The sequence below is a fragment of the Paraflavisolibacter caeni genome, assembly GCF_025628885.1.
GTDB classification, from domain to species: domain Bacteria; phylum Bacteroidota; class Bacteroidia; order Chitinophagales; family Chitinophagaceae; genus Flavisolibacter; species Flavisolibacter caeni.
In genome coordinates this window covers 113,862-133,050 of sequence record NZ_JAOTIF010000010.1, presented here as the reverse complement: position 1 = coordinate 133,050, position 19,189 = coordinate 113,862, and the positions used below count along the sequence as shown (strand labels likewise).

At 43.0% G+C, this 19,189-nt stretch carries 15 protein-coding genes, 1 tRNA gene and 1 pseudogene; 10 read left to right on the top strand and 7 right to left on the bottom strand.

Annotated elements, in window-relative coordinates; translation table 11 throughout:
- Positions 1-41 precede the first annotated feature (41 nt).
- From OCK74_RS13885 to OCK74_RS13850, 8 genes are all read left to right on the top strand, one after another.
- A complete protein-coding gene (locus tag OCK74_RS13885) occupies positions 42-2,009 on the top strand; it encodes an alpha-L-arabinofuranosidase C-terminal domain-containing protein (protein WP_279297649.1) in 1,968 nt (655 codons plus the stop codon).
- A 77-nt stretch (positions 2,010-2,086) separates the two neighbouring features.
- Positions 2,087-3,940: a glycoside hydrolase family 97 protein gene (locus OCK74_RS13880; protein ID WP_279297648.1), complete on the top strand. Its 1,854-nt coding sequence runs from the start codon at positions 2,087-2,089 to the stop codon at positions 3,938-3,940.
- Between the two features lie 75 nt (positions 3,941-4,015).
- Positions 4,016-8,128 carry a hybrid sensor histidine kinase/response regulator transcription factor gene (locus OCK74_RS13875; protein WP_279297647.1) on the top strand — a complete coding sequence of 1,371 codons (4,113 nt, stop codon included), beginning with the start codon at positions 4,016-4,018 and terminating at the stop codon, positions 8,126-8,128.
- A gap of 304 nt (positions 8,129-8,432) precedes the next feature.
- Positions 8,433-10,415 (top strand): retaining alpha-galactosidase, encoded by a 1,983-nt coding sequence (locus tag OCK74_RS13870; RefSeq protein WP_279297646.1) that lies wholly within the window; start codon positions 8,433-8,435, stop codon positions 10,413-10,415.
- 25 nt (positions 10,416-10,440) lie between these two features.
- A complete protein-coding gene (locus OCK74_RS13865) occupies positions 10,441-11,019 on the top strand; it encodes a T9SS type A sorting domain-containing protein (RefSeq protein ID WP_279297645.1) in 579 nt (192 codons plus the stop codon).
- Positions 11,020-11,157: 138 nt separating this feature from the next.
- Positions 11,158-12,369: a glycoside hydrolase family 27 protein gene (locus tag OCK74_RS13860; RefSeq protein ID WP_279297644.1), complete on the top strand. Its 1,212-nt coding sequence runs from the start codon at positions 11,158-11,160 to the stop codon at positions 12,367-12,369.
- Positions 12,370-12,398: 29 nt separating this feature from the next.
- A complete protein-coding gene (locus OCK74_RS13855) occupies positions 12,399-12,524 on the top strand; it encodes a hypothetical protein (protein WP_279297643.1) in 126 nt (41 codons plus the stop codon).
- Positions 12,525-12,572: 48 nt separating this feature from the next.
- A complete protein-coding gene (locus OCK74_RS13850; RefSeq protein ID WP_279297642.1) occupies positions 12,573-13,994 on the top strand; it encodes a sialate O-acetylesterase in 1,422 nt (473 codons plus the stop codon).
- Between the two features lie 212 nt (positions 13,995-14,206).
- Here OCK74_RS13850 and OCK74_RS13845 read toward each other — a convergent pair whose 3' ends face one another.
- The gene (locus OCK74_RS13845; protein WP_279297641.1) at positions 14,207-14,797 is read right to left on the bottom strand and encodes a dihydrofolate reductase family protein; all 591 of its coding nucleotides are present in this window, start codon (positions 14,795-14,797) and stop codon (positions 14,207-14,209) included.
- Between the two features lie 317 nt (positions 14,798-15,114).
- Between OCK74_RS13845 and OCK74_RS27990 the strand changes: the two genes are divergently transcribed.
- Positions 15,115-15,252: an IS66 family transposase gene (locus tag OCK74_RS27990; RefSeq protein ID WP_423803160.1), complete on the top strand. Its 138-nt coding sequence runs from the start codon at positions 15,115-15,117 to the stop codon at positions 15,250-15,252.
- A 59-nt stretch (positions 15,253-15,311) separates the two neighbouring features.
- Positions 15,312-15,449, top strand: a complete 138-nt coding sequence (locus tag OCK74_RS27985; RefSeq protein ID WP_423803164.1) for a transposase domain-containing protein — start codon at positions 15,312-15,314, stop codon at positions 15,447-15,449.
- A gap of 70 nt (positions 15,450-15,519) precedes the next feature.
- Here the strand turns inward: OCK74_RS27985 and OCK74_RS27980 are convergent, their stop codons facing one another.
- The 6 genes and pseudogenes from OCK74_RS27980 to nagB form a co-directional block, all read right to left on the bottom strand.
- The gene (locus OCK74_RS27980; protein ID WP_423803163.1) at positions 15,520-15,699 is read right to left on the bottom strand and encodes a site-specific integrase; all 180 of its coding nucleotides are present in this window, start codon (positions 15,697-15,699) and stop codon (positions 15,520-15,522) included.
- Between the two features lie 15 nt (positions 15,700-15,714).
- Positions 15,715-16,035 (bottom strand): site-specific integrase, encoded by a 321-nt coding sequence (locus tag OCK74_RS13840; RefSeq protein ID WP_279297640.1) that lies wholly within the window; start codon positions 16,033-16,035, stop codon positions 15,715-15,717.
- 18 nt (positions 16,036-16,053) lie between these two features.
- A pseudogene (locus OCK74_RS13835) lies at positions 16,054-16,332 on the bottom strand (phage integrase SAM-like domain-containing protein); the annotation flags it as partial.
- A gap of 174 nt (positions 16,333-16,506) precedes the next feature.
- Positions 16,507-16,740 (bottom strand): Arm DNA-binding domain-containing protein, encoded by a 234-nt coding sequence (locus tag OCK74_RS13830; RefSeq protein WP_279297639.1) that lies wholly within the window; start codon positions 16,738-16,740, stop codon positions 16,507-16,509.
- Positions 16,741-17,014: 274 nt separating this feature from the next.
- Positions 17,015-17,088 (bottom strand) — tRNA-Arg (locus OCK74_RS13825).
- A gap of 159 nt (positions 17,089-17,247) precedes the next feature.
- Entirely contained in the window at positions 17,248-19,149 is a 1,902-nt protein-coding gene (gene nagB, locus OCK74_RS13820; protein ID WP_279297638.1) for a glucosamine-6-phosphate deaminase, read from the bottom strand.
- Positions 19,150-19,189: the final 40 nt, after the last annotated feature.

Sequence of the window (19,189 nt, the reverse complement as noted above, 5' to 3'; positions counted from 1 at the left end):
CAATTGTATAGATTTACAAAATGTTCAACAAAATTTCGATTATGAGGAAATTGCAAGTAACCGTCGCTATGGTGGCACTGAATTGCACTTTATTTACAGTAAGTGCTCAAGACCTGGTAGTACAGGTGAACAAGCCCGTTGCAGCAGTGCAACCTACCATGTGGGGTATTTTCTTTGAAGACATCAACTTTGGCGCTGATGGCGGTCTGTATGCCGAACTGGTGAAAAACCGCTCGTTTGAATTTCTCAAGCCGATGTTGGGCTGGAAAGAATTAAGGCAAACTGGTAAAGGCAAAACGCTCATCATCAACCAGGGAAATGAAAAGCCTCAAAATCCCCGCTTTGCACGCATCACTGTTGATAGCGGAAGTTACGGTTTGTCCAATGAAGGCTTTCGGGGTATGGGCATACAAAAAGGCAAGCAGTACAACTTTTCTGTTTGGGCCAAAAGTGGCGAAGGCAACCTAATCATGAAAGTGGAACTGGTAAACACTGCTGGTAAAAAGATCGGAGAGGCTTCCCTCACCAGCTTTTCCAATGACTGGAAAAAATACACGGTTTCTTTTATAACAACGGATACTGCCAGCAAAGGCTTGCTAAATGTTTTCTTTGAAGGCAAAGGGATGATAGATGTAGATATGATCTCCCTCTTCCCTCAGGACACCTGGAAGAACAGGCCCAATGGATTAAGGGCTGACCTTGTACAAATGCTGGCTGACCTGAAGCCAGGCTTTATACGTTTTCCAGGCGGTTGCATTGTGGAAGGCCAAGAACTGGAAACAAGATACCAATGGAAGAAAACAGTGGGCCTGCCTGAAGACCGGCAACTCAGTATCAACCGCTGGAATACAGAGTTCCCGCGCCGCTCCACACCTGATTATTTCCAATCCTTTGGTTTGGGATTTTATGAGTATTTCCAACTCTCGGAAGATATTGGCGCCGAGCCACTGCCTATTCTCAATTGTGGCATGGCTTGTCAGTACAACACCGGAGAAGTAGCGCCAATGGACCAACTGGATCCCTATATCCAGGATGCTTTGGACCTGATCGAATTTGCTAATGGTGACACATCCACGAAATGGGGCAAGCTGCGGGCCGATATGGGCCATCCGGCTACATTCAACCTGAAATACCTGGGCATAGGCAATGAGCAGTGGGACGAACAATACGTTGAGCGCTACCGAGCATTCGAAAAGGTATTACAGCAAAAGCATCCAGGAATTGTATTGGTGGGTTCTGCCGGTCCTGCGCCCAATGGTCCTCGTTTTGACTATGCCTGGAAAGAATTTAAACAATCAAAGGCAGGTCTAGTGGACGAGCACTATTATCAAAGCCCCGAATGGTTCTTTAAAAATGCTACCCGCTATGACAATTACGACCGCAAAGGACCTAAAGTTTTTGCTGGTGAATATGCCGCCCACAGTAAAGATGATAAAGACGCCGAATCAAAAAACACCTGGATCAGCGCTTTAGCTGAAGCAGCCTTCATGACTGGTCTGGAGCGCAATGCCGATATTGTACAAATGGCTTCATACGCACCTCTATTTGCTCACGTGGAAGCCTGGCAATGGAGACCTGATTTGATCTGGTTTGATAACCTGCGCAGTGTAGGAACTCCTAATTATTATGTACAAAAGTTATTTGCCAACAATAAAGGAACACTCGCAGTACCTATATTACAGTATGGTCATGTATTAACAGGAAAAGACAGTATCTATGCCAGTGCCACCATTGACCAAAACAAAAAGATACTTCAATTAAAAATTGTAAATGCATCCTCTGCGGCAAAGGGCTTCATGATCACAATTGAAGGTGCTTCTGTTTTTAGGGGTGGGGTTTGGCAGGTATTATCTGCCACCGATCCTTTGGCTTATAATACACTCGATAAACCAAGTTATGTTGTTCCTATTTCCACCCCAGTAAAAGCATCTGGCTCCCGGCTGAAAGTTCTTTTGCAACCCTCTTCTTTTAATGTGTTGAGTCTACCTTTTAATAAAAAGTCAAATTAGGCAAGTGTATAAAACTGTGTAATCAAAATGACTTTTATAGTTTTCGTGTGATTCACCATCTAAATTATCCCTACATAATGAATAACAAGTTTATACTGTTCGTTTGGCTTTTTGTTTTTTTCATAGCTCCATTGTTATTGTTTTCACAACCAACAGGAAGGCTGGTCTCTTTTCAATCACCTGATCAGAAACTAAGTGTGCAATTTTTAAAAGACCAGCAAGGGCATATCTATTATACATTTCAGGCTGATAAAAAACTATTGCTTCAGCCTTCCCGACTTGGCCTTGATATGCAGGGGGAACCTGTTTACAAAAGCAATCAGATCAGGTCGGTGAACAAAGTATGGAAACCTGTTTGGGGCAAGCGCAGCACAGTGCCTGACGTATACCGGGAGCTTACCCTTGTTTTTGATCTCTATACCATTAAGGCCAGACTCTATAATAATGGCTTTGCATTTCGATATGAAAATGCAGAAGCTGAGCAAGAACTGACGCAGTTCCACTTTGCGGATAATTTCACGGCATGGTATTATAAAGTGGAAGCTCATAACATCGGCCCTGAAAAACTAAAAGAAGCAGAGGGCATCCGTAAGCCTGTTATGACCATTAAGGCCGATGACTACCGCTATATGGCTGTTCATGAAGCTGCACTGGAAAGCGGTGAACCCTTGGTATTGTTGTCTGAGAAAGGAACGACCTTATTTCGTGTGCCTTCCAAGCGTGCCAAAGCCTGGCGTGTGATCCAGTATGGAAGAACACCCGGGGAGTTGATAGATGCTCACCTACTTGAACTTCTGAATCCTGAGCCTGCTGCCGGCACAGATTTTTCCTGGGTAAAGCCTGGCGTGGCTGTTTGGGACTGGCGTATCAACGGAGCGCAGGTAAATGGATTTACCTATGAAATGTCGCTGCCTTCCTGGAAACGCATGGTGGATTTTGCTGCCGCTAATGGTTTTCCTTCGCTGGTGCTGGATGCCAACTGGTATGGACCTGAATTTGACAAGCAATCAGATCCCTTAAAAGGCGGTAAGGTAGATCAGGTTCATCAGTTGATTGCTTACGGAAAGCAAAAGGGTGTAGGCATCTGGCTGTATCTGAATGACGTAGGCGGGAAGGCTTTCCCAATGGAGCAAACCATCAGACAGTATGGAAGTTGGGGAGCTATTGGAGTGAAATATGGATTCATGAGCGGAAACTATGAAGAAAAAAATAAGCGGACACGACTGATCACCCGGTTATGTGCTGAAAACCGTTTACTGGTTGATTTCCATGATGATCCTGTTCATCCTTATGGACAGATGCGCACCTGGCCCAATGCGGTAACACGCGAGTATTGTCAGGCTCAATTGGATGCCCACCGTGTATTCCAACCAAGGACATTTGTTACGGCAGTTTTTGTAAATATGCTGGCAGGTCCCCTTGATATGAACAATGGTACGATGGAGATGACACAGCAGGGCAGGATAGATAACCCAATGCCGGTGCCTTCCACTATTACAGCGGAGGCTGCCCGGACGCTGATTACTTTTTCGGGTGCTACAATTATTCCGGACATACCGGAGTACTATAACAAACATCCTGAGCTTCTGAGGTTTATCAGTGCAGAAAAAATGCCCTGGCAGGAAAGCAAGACCATAAGCGGTGACATAGGGGAATATATTGTAATGGCACGGAAGGCTGCAGATGGAAACTGGTTGATCGCTGCTGCTACGAATGAAACAGCTAGAACCATTAAAATTCCATTGTCCATCCTGGGCAAAGGGGAATACGAAGCGCTCATTATTCAGGATGGTACAGATGCAGATTTCCGGACCAACAAGGAAAGTTATTTAAGTGCAACAAGAGTGGTAAACAACAACCAAACGATTGAGGTAAAATTGGCTCCAGGAGGCGGAGCATGTATTTTGTTGCAGTCTAAAGGACCTCAATAATGCCACTTAGCAACTTTCAATTAAACGAGAAATGGGAAGCATTTAATTACCTTAATTACACGACATTTGTCTTGTATGCGCTTGTTTGTTAAGTTAATTGTGATTGCTTGCCTTTTCTGTACTGGTAATTTACGGGCTCAGCAGCCTGCTTATCATTTTCGACATCTTGATTTTAGCCAGGGTTTGTCGCATAATCAGGTAACTGCGATTTATAAAGACCGCCGCGGGTTTATGTGGTTTGGCACTTTCAGTGGCCTCAACCGGTATGATGGCTATGTAATTAAAACATTCCATCATTCTATTAAAGATTCCACTTCACTGAGTGATGATTATATTTCAAAAATTGTAGTCGGCCCTTTTAATAAATTATGGATTCAGTTAAGAACCGGCTTTAATATTTACGACCCTGTAACTGAAAGATTTGACCGCCGTGCAAATAAATACCTGCAACAATTGGGTCTCCCGGGCAACGGCCTCAGCGATATAGTTCAGGCAGGCACCGGATACTGGTTTGTTTATCAAGATAGCGGTATCTACTATTTTGAAAATAACAAACCGGTTGTTTCTTTACGCCCGAATAAATCCCTGCCACCGGTTACCATAGCAGATATAAAAACTGACTCAAAAAATAATATCTGGATTGTATATCGCAATGGCCTTATTGAAAAGGTAGATGCTGCATCAAAAAAAATTATTGCCCGAACAACCTTGCTGCAACAAAAACTGAATGACAAAAAAAATATTTACCGTCTTTTTGTTGATTCACAGGATGAATGCTGGATCTATGCAGGAGGTGTATTCAATGGCGCGTACAGGGTTAATATTAAAAATAATACGATTGAGCATATTGCGAAAGATGAAGGGAAGTCGATATTAAGCAGTAATATCATAATGAGCATGGCGGAAGACAATAAAGGACTTTTGTGGATAGCTACCGATCATGGCGGATTGAATATTCTGGATAAAAGAAACATGCGTGTTCAGGTGTTGGTTAATAAAGAGGGGGATGATAAAAGTTTATCTCAAAACAGTATTACAGAAGTATATAAAGATGATCTCGGCATCATGTGGGTTGGCACATATAAGCAGGGTATCAATTTTTATCATGAGGGCATTAACAAATTTCCTTTATACAATCACCAGGAATCAGATGCTTCCAGTCTTCCGTACAACGATGTAAACCGTTTTGCAGAAGATGCCAGGGGCAATATCTGGATTGGTACCAACGGGGGCGGGCTTATCTACTTTGACCGCACTTCTAACAGCTTTAAACAGTTCAGGCATAATCCCGCCAACGATAACAGCCTTTGCAACGACGTGATTGTGAGCCTTTGCATTGACCACAACAATATATTATGGATAGGTACCTATTTCGGCGGGCTGGATAGTTATGATGGTAAAACCTTTAAACATTATCGCCATAATAACAAAGACACAAACAGCCTGGCCGATGACCGCATTTGGGAAATTTATGAAGATAAAAATAACAATCTTTGGATTGGCACCTACGAAGCGGGATTGGAAAGATTTAATCCGAATACCAATAGCTTTTTTCATTACAGACCGAATGTGCCTAATTCAGTACATGCAGGATATATTTCCTGTATAACAGAAGACAGGCAAGGCAATTTGTGGGTAGGGACCTCCTACGGTATTGATGTGAAATTCAACAATTCAGCATCTTTCAAGCAGTTGCTTTCATCAAGTACCGGATTAAGCAACGATAATATTAATTCGATTCTCCAGGATAGCCGGGGTGCAGTTTGGGTGGGAACCAGGGATGGTCTTAACATCTATAATCCCGGTAATAATAGTTTTCAGGTCTTTAGAAAAGAAGACGGTTTGCCGGATAATACCATTTTGAATATTGTTGAAGATAAATTACAAAATTTATGGATCAGTACACCCAACGGCATTAGTAGAATAACATACAATGGCTCGCCAGCAAAAGGCTACACCATCAATTGCCTGAATTACGACCGGGCTGATGGCCTGCAAGGAAAACAGTTCAATTTAAATGCAGCCCTACGGACCAGTAGCGGGGAAATCATATTTGGTGGTGCTCATGGTTTTAATCTTTTTAACCCGGCAATTTTAAAGATCAATACCCATGAACCTGCAGTGGTATTAACCGGCCTGCAGGTGTTTGACCGTATGGTTGCGCCCGGCGAAAAGATCGGTAACCGTGTTGTGTTGCAAAAAGCCATCAGTGAAACAGACGTGATTACCCTTCGATACGATCAGGATATTTTTTCTATAGAGTTTGCAGCGCTCAGTTATATGAATACTCAAAAGAACAAGTATGCATACAGGTTGGAAGGATTTAACAACAACTGGCTTTTCACCGACGGTAACTCACGCAAAGTAACCTATACCAATCTTGATCCCGGAAAATATACCTTTTACGTAAAAGCATCTAATGAAGATGGCATTTGGAATGAAAAAGGTATTGCAGTGAACATCATCATATTGCCTCCTTTCTGGAAAACGCCTTGGGCGTATATGCTATATGTATTGGTGGGTCTGGTTATTCTATATGTTGCCCGGAGAATGATCATTCAGCGGGCCAAAATGCGTTTTGCCCTGGAGCAGGAAAGAAAGGAAGCGCAGCATATGCATGAACTGGACAAGATGAAGATCCATTTTTTAACCAATGTAAGTCATGAGTTCAGAACGCCCTTGACGCTGATTTTAACACCGCTCGAAAAAATGATAGGTTCGGCAACTGAGCCCGCATTAAAATCACAATACCAGTTAATTCACCGGAATGCCAAAAGACTGCTCAACCTGGTAAACCAGCTGCTTGATTTTCGAAAAATGGAAGTACAGGAAATCAAGCTTCATCCTGCTATTGGCGATATAGTTCAATTTGCCGAAGACATTACTTGTTCTTTTACAGATATTGCCGATAAAAAAAGCATTCGGCTATCTTTTGATTCCAACATTGAAAAGTTAGAAATCTATTTTGATAAGGATAAGCTTGAAAAGATCCTGTTCAATCTGCTTTCCAATGCCTTTAAGTTTACACCGGATGGTGGCACCATCGATGTGAACCTGGTTTATAAAGCGCCAGAAGAAGGAGCAGAGCACGGATCGCTGAGTATTCAGGTGAAAGATAGCGGCATTGGTATTCCGGCTGATAAACATGAACGCATTTTTGAGCATTTCTTTCAAAATGAAATACCGGAAAGCATGGCCAACACAGGTACGGGTATAGGCTTATCCATTACCAGGGAATTTGTGAAACTGCACAACGGAGACATTTCTGTAGAGAGCGAGCCGGAAAAGGGGACCTGTTTTACGGTAACTATTCCGGCATATAAAATCTTTAAACAGATGTCAACAGATCAACCCGTGCACATACCAATTACCAATAAGGAAGTGCCGACAGAAGAACCGGAGTCTGGCAAAGGCCACAAAAAGACCATCCTGGTGGTGGAAGACAACGAGGACCTGCGTTTTTACCTTAAGGAAAACCTGAAAGGGTCGTACCACGTGGAAGAAGCGGTGAACGGATCGGAGGGGTGGGAGAAGATTCAGAAGCTCAACCCCGAGCTGGTAGTCAGCGACATCATGATGCCGGTAATGGACGGCATTGAGCTGGCCCGAAAGATCAAGACCGACACCCTTACAGCCCACATCCCTGTGATCCTGCTGACGGCTATGGGAAGCGAGGAAAAGCAGGTGGAGGGCTTTGGTATCGGGGTAAACGACTACATCACCAAGCCGTTTACGTTCGAGATCCTGGCCTCCCGTATCCGCAACCTGCTGGCCCAGCAAAAGCTACTGCAGAAAAAGTTCCAAAAGCAGATCGAGGTCAATCCCAGTGAAATCACCGTGACCTCGCTGGACGAACAGTTCATTAAACAGGCGCTGGCTGCCGTGGAAAAAAACATGGACAACCCGGACTTTTCGGTGGAAGATCTAGCCCAGGAAGTGTGCCTGAGCCGTGCGGCCTTGTATAGAAAGATTCTTTCCCTTACCGGCAGGACGCCTCTGGAGTTCATCCGTTCCATCCGCATGAAGCGGGCTGCCCAGCTGCTGGAGAAAAGCGGCAAGACGGTGGCCGAGATTGCCTACGAAGTGGGCTACAACAATCCAAAACACTTCACCAAGTGTTTCAAAGAGGAGTTCAGGGTGCTCCCTTCCCACTACCTCCAGGAAAAGAGTAAGCAAAAAGCATCCTAAATGTGCCCGGCCTGCCCTGCGGCATGAGGCGGTACAGCTTTTCACAAATGCCTGAAAATCAAGGAGCGTAGACAAATGAATACCTAATCAGAGATATTTGGATACCCCGCTGAAGGGCTTGAGCGCCTAGTTTTACCCCGGGTTCAACCAACCCCATTTTGAATGAATTGCTGTATGTGGAAATTAAGTTTGCTTTTACTATTGACTGACAAACAATAAAGCCTAAACTATTCAACAACATGTTATTACTCAAAATCGAACTCGGAACATCCTATATAAAGTTGCTTTTTACACAAATAACACAATGAAAAGAATATCTTTCGTAAATCTGATGATGTTGTTTGCTGCTATGGTTAGCGCACAAAAGAACCAGCAGTATCAATTAAGTTCTCCCAATAACAAGATCCAGGTACTAGTTGATGCAGCAGGACAGCTGCAGTGGTCGATGTGGCATGACAAACAGCTGGTGATTGCTCCCTCTCCGATTGCAATGAAGCTGGAAGGGGACGAAACCCTTGGTAAAAATGTAAGAGTAATTTCTTCAAAGCCTGAAACAGTAAACAACACCATCAAACCTAACTTTTATAAGAAGGATATTATTCAGGATCAGTACAACCAGCTCACCCTTAACTTCCGGGGAGATTATGGGGTGATCTTCAGGGCTTATAATGAAGGAGTAGCTTACCGGTTTTTCACCAGGAGAAAAGGTAAAACTGTTATTAAAAATGAAGCAGCCAATTTCAATTTTACTGCAGATCATAAAGCTCTTATTCCTTATATGTGGGACTACAGAGAGGGTAAAATATTCAATTCTTCTTTTGAAGCCCTTTATGATGAACACAGGATATCAGAATTTGCCAAAGACTCCCTGGCACTTTTACCACTCATGGTAGATGTTGGACAGAACAAGAAAGTGGTGATCCTGGAAGCAGATCTGGAAGACTACCCCGGCATGTACCTCGACATCAATGATACCAGAAAAGGATTCAAAGGAGTATTTGCTCCTTTTCCTTTAGAAGTGAAAGTAGGTGGCTATGTAAACATGAATTTAATTCCTACCAAACGTGCTGACTACATCGCCAACACCAATGGCACCCGGGTATTCCCCTGGCGTGCTATTGTGATCAGCGAAAACGACAAAGAATTATTAGACAATGACATGGTGCAAAAGCTTGCTTCTCCATCCAGAATAGCTGATGTAAGTTGGATACTGCCTGGTCAGGTTGCCTGGGATTGGTGGAATGACTGGAATATCACCGGAGTGGATTTCAAAGCTGGCATGAACACGGCAACCTATAAACATTATATCGATTTTGCCTCCACCAATAACATTAAATACATCATTATTGACTGGGGCTGGTCAGAGAAAACTGACTTAACCAAAGTAAACCCCAGTATGAACATTCAGGAAATTGTTAAATATGGGAATGAAAGAGGCGTGGGGGTAATCCTCTGGGCCTCCTGGCAGGCATTAACCAGAACTATAGATACCATCTTCCCCTTGTATTCCAAAATGGGTGTGAAAGGATTCAAGGTAGACTTTATTGATCGTGATGACCAGATAGCCGTAGCATCCACTTTTGAAATAGCAAAGAAGGCAGCCGAGCATAAGCTGATCCTTGATTATCATGGTGTTTTTAAACCCACAGGTTTGCAAAAGACCTATCCGAATGTAGTTAATTACGAGGGTGTGAAGGGTTTGGAAAATGTAAAGTGGGCTGATGAAGATGCACCTCGTTATGCAGTAAGTATTCCATTTATCAGAATGATGGCAGGGCCTATGGATTATACACCGGGGGCCATGAGAAATGCTAATAAAGAAAACTTTAGAGCCATTGAAGCTGCACCCATGAGCAAAGGCACCCGGTGCCACCAGTTGGCCATGTATGTAATCTATGAAGCGCCCATACAAATGCTTGCCGACAGTCCTGATCAGTATAGGAAAGAGCAGGAATGTACAAATTTTATTACCAGTGTTCCCACAACATTCCATGAGAATGTTGCATTGGACGGAAAAGTAGGAGAATACCTGGCAATGGCCCGAAGAAAGGGTGATACATGGTATGTTGGAGCCATGACAAACTGGGATGCAAGAACGCTAACAATTGATCTGTCTTTCTTGGGAAATGGCAACTATGAAGCTGTGATCTTTAAAGACGGCATTAATGCCGATAAAAATGGGACAGATTATAAGCGCGAGGTGGTAAAGGTTAGCTCAAAAGATCAGCTGAAAGCCCAACTGGCAAGTGGAGGGGGCTGGGCAGCAAGGATTTATCCAGTTCGGTAATTATTGCCATCATAGCATAGAAGTTTTGGACAAAATAAAAATAAATTCGGTTACTGCATGTTCAGCGGTAGGCTTTGGTAAAACAGCAACAGGCGCAAGCTATCCTACGATTTATATCTGGGGTACCATCAGTGGCGTAGAAGGGCTGTACCGCTCAACCAACCAGGGTGTTTCCTGGACAAGAATAAACGACGATGCGCACGAGTGGGGCGGACCTGGTAATGGTCAGTTTGTTGTGGGAGACATGAACACATATGGGCGTGTTTATATGAGCACAGCCGGCAGAGGAATTGTTTATATTGAATCTGGCAGTATAGCGGGTGCCAATGGAGCTCTTACAAATATTATCCCGCAGCCGGATGTGCCTGTTCTTAAAGTTTCGGCATATCCCAATCCGGTTACCAGTGAGCTCACAGTACAGTTAACAGAAGAATTAAAAGGCGGTAAAATTTACCTGTTCAACTCCGCAGGGCAGATCGTTTTTGCAGGGAAAGCAACTAATACATTGCTTACGATCGACATGACCAATATGCCCGCAGATGTATATGTTTTAAAAATTGTTGCCGGTACAAAATCACTAGCGCAAAAGATTGTCAGGAAATAGACAATGACGTTAATCTTTTCAATCCATACATCTTATGGAATAAAGTCCTTCCCTTCGGGGAAGGACTTTTAAAACATCTGTTTGAAAATAAATGAAATAGTAAGCAAGATGAATAAATACTGTTTGATAATAATAGCTATGCTACTGATTGCTGATGTCGGCTTCAGCCAGGGAAATAATTACACACAGAACTATAATAAATTTGAGGGGCTTGCTCTTACGCCGCCTATGGGATGGAATAGCTGGAACAGGTTTGCCTGCCATGTAGATGAAAATATGATCAGGCAAATGGCAGATGCTATGGTTTCCACCGGAATGAAGGATGCTGGCTATACTTATATCAACATCGATGATTGCTGGCATGGAGAGCGTGATTCACTTGGTTTCATTCATCCTGATCCCAAAAGATTTCCTTCGGGTATGAAAGCCCTTGCCGATTATGTACATTCAAAAGGGTTGAAGCTTGGTATCTATTCTGATGCAGGTTCGCAAACCTGTGGCGGCAGACCTGGTAGCAGGGGTTATGAATTCCAGGATGCCCAAACCTATGCCAGTTGGGGTGTGGACTATCTGAAATATGACTGGTGCAACACAGAAGGCTTGAAAGCAGAAGGCGCTTATAAGACCATGGCTGCTGCTTTACGTAGGGCGGGAAGGCCTGTGGTGTTGAGTATATGTGAATGGGGCAATGATCAACCGTGGGAGTGGGGGCGAACTGTGGGACATTTGTGGCGCACTACAGGCGATATATTCAATTGCTTCGATTGTATTGAAGACCATGGTACCTGGAAATCCTGGGGGGTGATGCAAATACTTGATATGCAGCAAAATTTGCGCAGGTATGCAGGACCCGGGCATTGGAATGATCCGGATATGCTGGAAATCGGAAACGGCAAATTGTCGCCTAGTGAAGACAGAGCTCATTTTTCCATGTGGGCCATGGTAGCCGCTCCATTGATTGCCGGTAATGATTTACGCAGCATGACGAGTGAAACTATTGAAGTGCTAACCAATAAGGAGGTCATTGCTGTAAACCAGGATTCTTTGGGTATTCAGGGTTTTCAGTATGCAGTGAAAGACAGTGTGGAAACCTGGTTTAAACCTTTGAAGAATGATGACTGGGCCTTGTGTTTTCTCAACAGAGGCACTAAGCCACAAACTATAGAATTCAAATGGAGCGCGCAAGAAGTTGCTGATACGATCTTCCATAAACAACTTGATGTGAAACATACTGTTTATAAGATCCGTGATTTGTGGATGAAGAAAGATATTGGTACTACCAAAAAAGATATGAAAACAATGGTTCCGGCACATGATGTATTAATGTTGCGTCTTTCCAGTACCAAATGATTGTACTTATTTATTAACGGAGAAGGCTAATGCTATATATTTTTGAAACTTTTACGAGCGGTATTGGAGTTTATCGTAATTGGAATAGTGATGGTCCTACTATGCCACAGGTATATGAAGCAGCCATTTTTCAGGAAGCTATTACAATGACATAATTTCACTACAATTAATTTATCATACATTAAATTTCATTCCCAAATCTCATGAAAAAAAGAAGTTACCTATTTACTATAATGTTTTCCTTGTTGGCTGGTTTGCCAACATTATTTGCGCAGTTGCGTTTGCCCGCAATTATTGGCAGTCATATGGTATTGCAACAAAACAGTGACGTAAAATTGTGGGGCTGGTGTGCTCCCAGTGAAAAGATCAAGATCAATACCACTTGGGACACAACCACTTATTCTGCGGTTGGTTCGGGCAACGCAAAGTGGAGTGTGACGGTAAAAACACCTGCTGCAGGAGGGCCCTATAAGATATCTATTCAGGGGAACAGTTCTATAGAGTTAGATGATGTAATGGTTGGCGAAGTTTGGGTCTGCAGTGGGCAAAGCAACATGGAAATGAACGTGAACTGGGGGCTACCCTACCAAGACGAGGTTGCCCATGCTAACAACAAAAGCATCCGCTTCTTTCATATTCCAAAAGCAACGGCTGCATATCCCCAGGATGATGTGGCTGCAAAGTGGGTTGTTTGTAATCCGGAGGATATGAAGCGCTTTAGTGCGGTTGGTTATTTTTTTGGCAAGAAAATCCAACAGGAATTAAATGCACCTGTAGGATTGATCAATGCCAGTTGGGGGGGTACACCCGCCGAAGTATGGACGCCGGAAGAGCCGGTGGAAAAGGATCCCATCCTGAAACAGGCCGCCCAACTGCTGAATGCTTCGCAATGGTGGCCCGTGCAGCCAGGTTTTAGTTACAATGCCATGATCCATCCGCTTACCAGCTATACGATTGCTGGTTCGATTTGGTACCAGGGGGAAGGCAATACGGGTGTTGCGAATTCTTACCAGTCGCTGTTTACCACAATGATTGGTGCCTGGCGTAAAGCCTGGCACAAGGAGTTTCCTTTTTACTATGTGCAGATCGCTCCTTTTGCAGGTTACGGCAACATGAATGTTGCCCCCTTGCTCAGGGAGTCGCAAACCAAAAGCAGGACATACCCCAACACCGGGATGGTGGTGGTCAGCGACCTGGTGGATAATGTCAATGACATACATCCAAAGATGAAAAAGGAAGTAGGTCTGCGATTAGCGAATTATGCTTTAGTGCAGACGTATGGAAAAAGCGGACTGCCCTATAAAAGCCCGGTATATCAAAGCATGAGTGTTGAAAAGGACAAGATCCGCATTTCCTTTGACCAGGTTGGCAGTGGGCTTATCAGCAAAGGGGGAGCGCCTACCGAGTTTTATATTGCAGGGGAGGATCAGCAATTTGTTCCGGCCCAGGCTAAAATTGAAGGCAGTTCAGTGGTTGTATGGAACAAAGAAGTAAAAAAGCCTGTGGCTGTCCGGTTCGGTTTTAGCAATGGGGCGATGCCTAACCTGTTCACCAAAGATGGGCTACCCGTCAATTTATTCCGTACGGATGACTGGCCGGTTGATACCCCTGTTGTTAAGAAATAGGCAATTAGCCAATTGGCAACATGCCCATTGGAGGTTAACCGCATGAATGGTTTTCCAAAAAATGCATTAAAAAAAGCGCAGTCATTAAAACTGCGCTTTTTACTTTTTATTATATGGGTACTTCTAAAAACCTGGTTTTTAGAAGTTGATTTTTGTTACTGATGTTTTTTTCTTCTTTCTGGTTGACTTTTTAGTGTTGATAGAATGTAAACTTAAGCACGGTAAGTCTGTGCTATGACCCCCTTCGGAAAAACCTTTACCTCGCCCAACTTCAAGTAAAGCGGTATTTTTAGACCGGTGAAGATTGGCAACCCCGAACCTAATGCGACAGGATGGATGGCCAGGTGGTATTCGTCAATGAGACCTGTTGCTATTAGGCTCTGCATAAATCCCGCACCACCAAATGATACGATCGGTTTCCCTGGCTCGGCTTTAAGTTCCCTGATCACTTCAGCAAGATCGCCATCGAAAACCCGCGCTTCGGCCCAGGAAGCCACGGCGGGCGATTGCTCCCTAGAAATCGTTTGCATAAAATCGATGCTTTTAAATCCATTCTTTGTAAAAACGGCCTTGGGGATCTCGTTCATCGGTGCGGCAAAAGGTCCGGTCGCAGTCGGCCAGTAAGGGGCCATCGTCTCAAACGATTTCCTACCCATAATAATCAGCCCTGCTTGGCGGATTTTGTCGACACTCCAAGCCAATGACTCTTCGTCCCCAGTCTTGAAAAGCCAATCCTTTTGGCCATCAGAGTCGGCTACGAAACCATCGAGCGAGACCGACATCTTCATTATCAACTTTCGCATATTTAACTGATTTGTTTTCACAAATGTACCGAGCACCATCTCAAGCTATGGGGGGCTAAAACGACAATCTGAAGGGGCGATTGCGACTTGATCCTACCTTTGTTGAAAGTTTTTATTGATAGCCCTCCTATACAGAGGGCTTTTTAGTAGACATATAATTTGCACTTCAACATTTGATCGGATTGACTGTTACCCAACTATTAACCTGAGGACACTGTGCCTCGCCGGGTCTGAGCCTTGAAGAACTAAAAGTTGTTCGAAACAAAAAAGCTGATCCGATATTCAAAGGAATGTGGCTATGGATGCAACAGCAATAATTGCATGTACTACCCAAAAGCGCGATTGGCAAAGCACTCGCTTATAGTATAGAACGATGGCATAAATTGTTCATATATACCGCTGATGGCCGATTGAATATTGACAACAATCCGGTTGAAAACAGCATACCCCGGTAGCCTTGGACAGGAAAAATTATTTGTTTGCCGGATCCCACGAAGCAGCCAGGCGAAGCGGAATGTTTTACAGCTTACTAGGCACCTGTAAAATGCATGGTATAGAACCATATAGCTGGCTTAAAGATGTTCTTCACAAAATTGCAGACCACCCTGTAAACCGAGTTCAAGAACTACTACCTCATCACTATAAAAAATAATCCTTACGGATTTTAGACCAGCTCAACAATATGCACTTAGCCGAAGGGATACGATGAAATAAAATAATAATCAATTGACATTTGCCAATTTGTTTTCTAATATAAGCATATCATTACTCACCTTATTTTCCAGCACTTTCGCATATATCTGAGTAGTGGTAATTTTCGTATGTTCTAACATGTTACTCATTGTCTCAATGGGTACGCCATCGGTTTGAGTCACCGTGGTTGCAAATGTATGCCGCGCTATGTGAAAGGTGAGGTTCTATTTGATCCCGCATATATCCGCTATTTCTTTTAAATATTCATTCGTTTTGATATTCGTGATTACTGGCAATAACTTTCCATTCTTTTTTGCCCTTTGATAATCCCTATACTTTTCTAAGATGGCTAAAGCCTTGGGTAGGAGAGGGATGTTGGATTTTCCATCTGTTTTTTCCCTCATAGTGTAAATCCATTTTTTGCCGTCAATGACAATAACAATGTTGTCCTGCGTAAGTTGTTCTACGTCCACATATGCCAGGCCTGTATAACAAACGAAAACAAAAATGTCGCGTACTCTTTCCAGGCGTTCCATTCGGATCATTTTGTTCTCCACCCATTTTTATTCTTCTTCTGTTAAAAAGGTTCGGCTGGTTTTTTCCTGCTTACCCTCGTAACCAATAAAAGGATCTTTGTCTAACCACTCACTGGCAATAGCTTTGTTCACTATTTTTCTTATGCGCTGGATGTGTTTCATTACCGCATTGGTCTGGCAATTCCAGGTTGTACGTGCATAGAATTCAAGATCAAGGAGGAACTGTAGGTTGAGTATTTTAATTGCAATGTCTGTGATCCCATAACTGTTTTGCATAAACTCTTTTAAATGCCCCTGAGTTACTTTCCAGTTTTGACGGTACCTGCTGCATACTCATTGCCGATTTTTTGTTCTATTCCGCGCACAAACTGGTCAAAGGACTGGACTAGTGTTCTTTTCTTATGCTCCAGGCCTGTCATTTCATTTTAAATGAGCTCCGAGGTGATGATCTTTCCTTTTTCCAGGAAATGATTGTACAGGTTACGAGCCCCGAAAGGCTTCAATAGCGTTGTTTAATCTTCGGCTCTCTTCATTGGTACCCTTAACCCTTCCCTTACCTTCATTCCGTTTTCCAGGATCGACATAAGTTTTGGTGGAGAGTTCACTTCTTTTTCCATCCACAGTAATACGTAGATACACGGGTATTTGTCCCTCTTTGTTTTTCTTGTGCTCCCGGACAAAGGGGAGTAGTGAAAAGGTGTGTTTCCGATTCATACACTTCATTTTTTGGGTTAAAAATTCCGGGTGAACTCATATTGGAAACGGTGAAGAAAATTAGGCAGAAACGTGCACTTTGACCCCTTTCAAATCTGCAGTGGATAAGGCTTTCGGCGGAATCCGGTGAACCAGATTTTGGAAAAATTCCTGGTTCACCGAATAGTTTACCTACACGTTGCGAAAATTTGAATCTTTTGGTAGGTTAAAAAACAAAAAAGCCAGCAAAATCAATGTTTTGCTGGCTTTTGGTGCGATTTGATTCGCTTTTTCGTGACCCCGTCAGGATTCAAACCTGAAACCTTTTGATCCGTAGTCAAATGCTCTATTCAATTGAGCTACGGGGCCATTTGTTTTGTGGAGTGCAAAAGTAAGACGCAGTTGTATATCAGCCAAATATTTTTCATAAAAAACAGTAAAAACCTTTCAGCTTTTACTGTTTTTTATGAAAAGGAACAGATAGCTTGAACAATGTTCCACTTCTTGAAAATAGAGTCTGAAATGATTTTAATACTTCCACCTCACAAATGCCTCCATGGAGGCATATTGTGTCAATCCTAACTGGGCATACAAATTGGCTGTTGCCGCATTCCGTTCTTCGGCCCTTTGCCAGAATTCCCTTGCATCGGAACCCTGGAAAGGAACCATGTCTTTTTGCGATTGGTGGATGAATATACCATACCTTTTTTTAGATACCTGGTCGGGACTCATTGGTACAGCCATTTCAATTTCATCAATGCGCCATTCCTGCCATGCTCCTTTATACAACCATACCCAACAATCATTGATCCAATTGACTCCTTCATTTTTCAATCGGCGAAGTGATTCCATTACTATATCAAGGCAAACCTTGTGTGTACCATGAGGATCGGCCAAATCACCTGCACAATATACCTGGTGAGGTTTAATTGATTGTAGTTTATCAATAGTAATTTTTACATCATCCTCACCCATAGGTTTTTTTTCTATAGTGCCTGTTTCATAAAAAGGCAGATCGAGGAAATGTATATTTTCTTCCTTGATGCCAACATATCGGCAAGTGGCTCTTGCCTCGCATCTTCTGATTAATCCCTTAATAGCCCTGATTTGCGCAGTGTCCACCTGGTCATCTTTTTTCTTTGATAAATAACTACGCACCTGCTGTAGTATTTGAACAGACTTCTCATTATTGATGCCGGCTATATCTTCAAAGCCAACTGCAAAATCAAGAAAGCGGGTTACAAATTCATCGGTCACTGCAATATTGCCTGATGTTTGATATACCACATGAACATCATGTCCCTGGTCGTGAAGGCGCTGGAAAGTTCCACCCATACTGATAATATCATCATCCGGATGGGGTGAAAAAATAAGACATCGTTTGGGATAAGGAAGTGAACGTTCCGGGTGGTTCGGTAAATTCGCTTTTGGTTTTCCTCCCGGCCAGCCAGTAATGGAATCCCTTAACATATAATATACCTGGAGGTTTATATCATAAGCATCACCTTTTTCTACTATAAGGTCTCCTAACCCATTCTCGTTGTAATCGACATTTGTAAGTGATAAAATTGGCTTTTGGATTTTTAAGGCGGTATTGACAACAGCTCTCTTGATCATAAGAGGAGTCCATTCAATATCACCTGTGAGCCATGGGCTTTTGTAACGGGTCAATTCTGCCGCAGCAGAACTGTCAAGGATGAAAATGCAATCATTATGTTGTTGCAATAAACTGGCAGGCACCTGCTCTGACATATGATCCTCAACAGCACGCTGTACCACTGGAGCTTTTGCTGGTCCCCAGGCCAATAAGATAACTTTCCTGGCTTTTAAAATAGTGCTTAACCCCATAGTAATTGCCAAGCGCGGTACTTCTGAAATATTGGCAAACTCATAAACGTTGGCAAGTCGTGTTGAGTTTTCAAGATTGGTTAATCTTGTTTTTGAATGGATACTTGAGCCTGGTTCATTAAATCCTATATGGCCGTTATTTCCGATACCAAGGATCTGAAGGTCAATACCACCTGCTTCCTCTATTTGTTTTTCATATTCTATGCAATGTTGTTTGATCTGTTCCTTAGGAAGCTCGCCATTGGGAATATGAATGTTCTTTGCCTGAATATCAATATGGTGAAATAGTATCCTATGCATATAGTTATAATAGCTTTGCATAGCTTCACGCTCCATAGGATAATACTCATCTAAATTGAAAGTAATTACATTTTTGAAGCTCAGGCCTTCCTCCTTATGCATACGGACAAGTTCATTATAGAGGACTTTTGGAGTAGAACCAGTAGCTAAGCCCAATACACAGTTTTCTCCTTTTTGCTGCTTTTCACGGATGGTTTGCGCAATGATCTTTGCTGCGTAGTAAGAGCCTTCATTCATATCCGGGAAAATGAAACAGGGGATTTTTTCAAAAGCTTCGACCATGTTAAGGAATTTTATGTTCTTATTGATATGGTGTAATTGC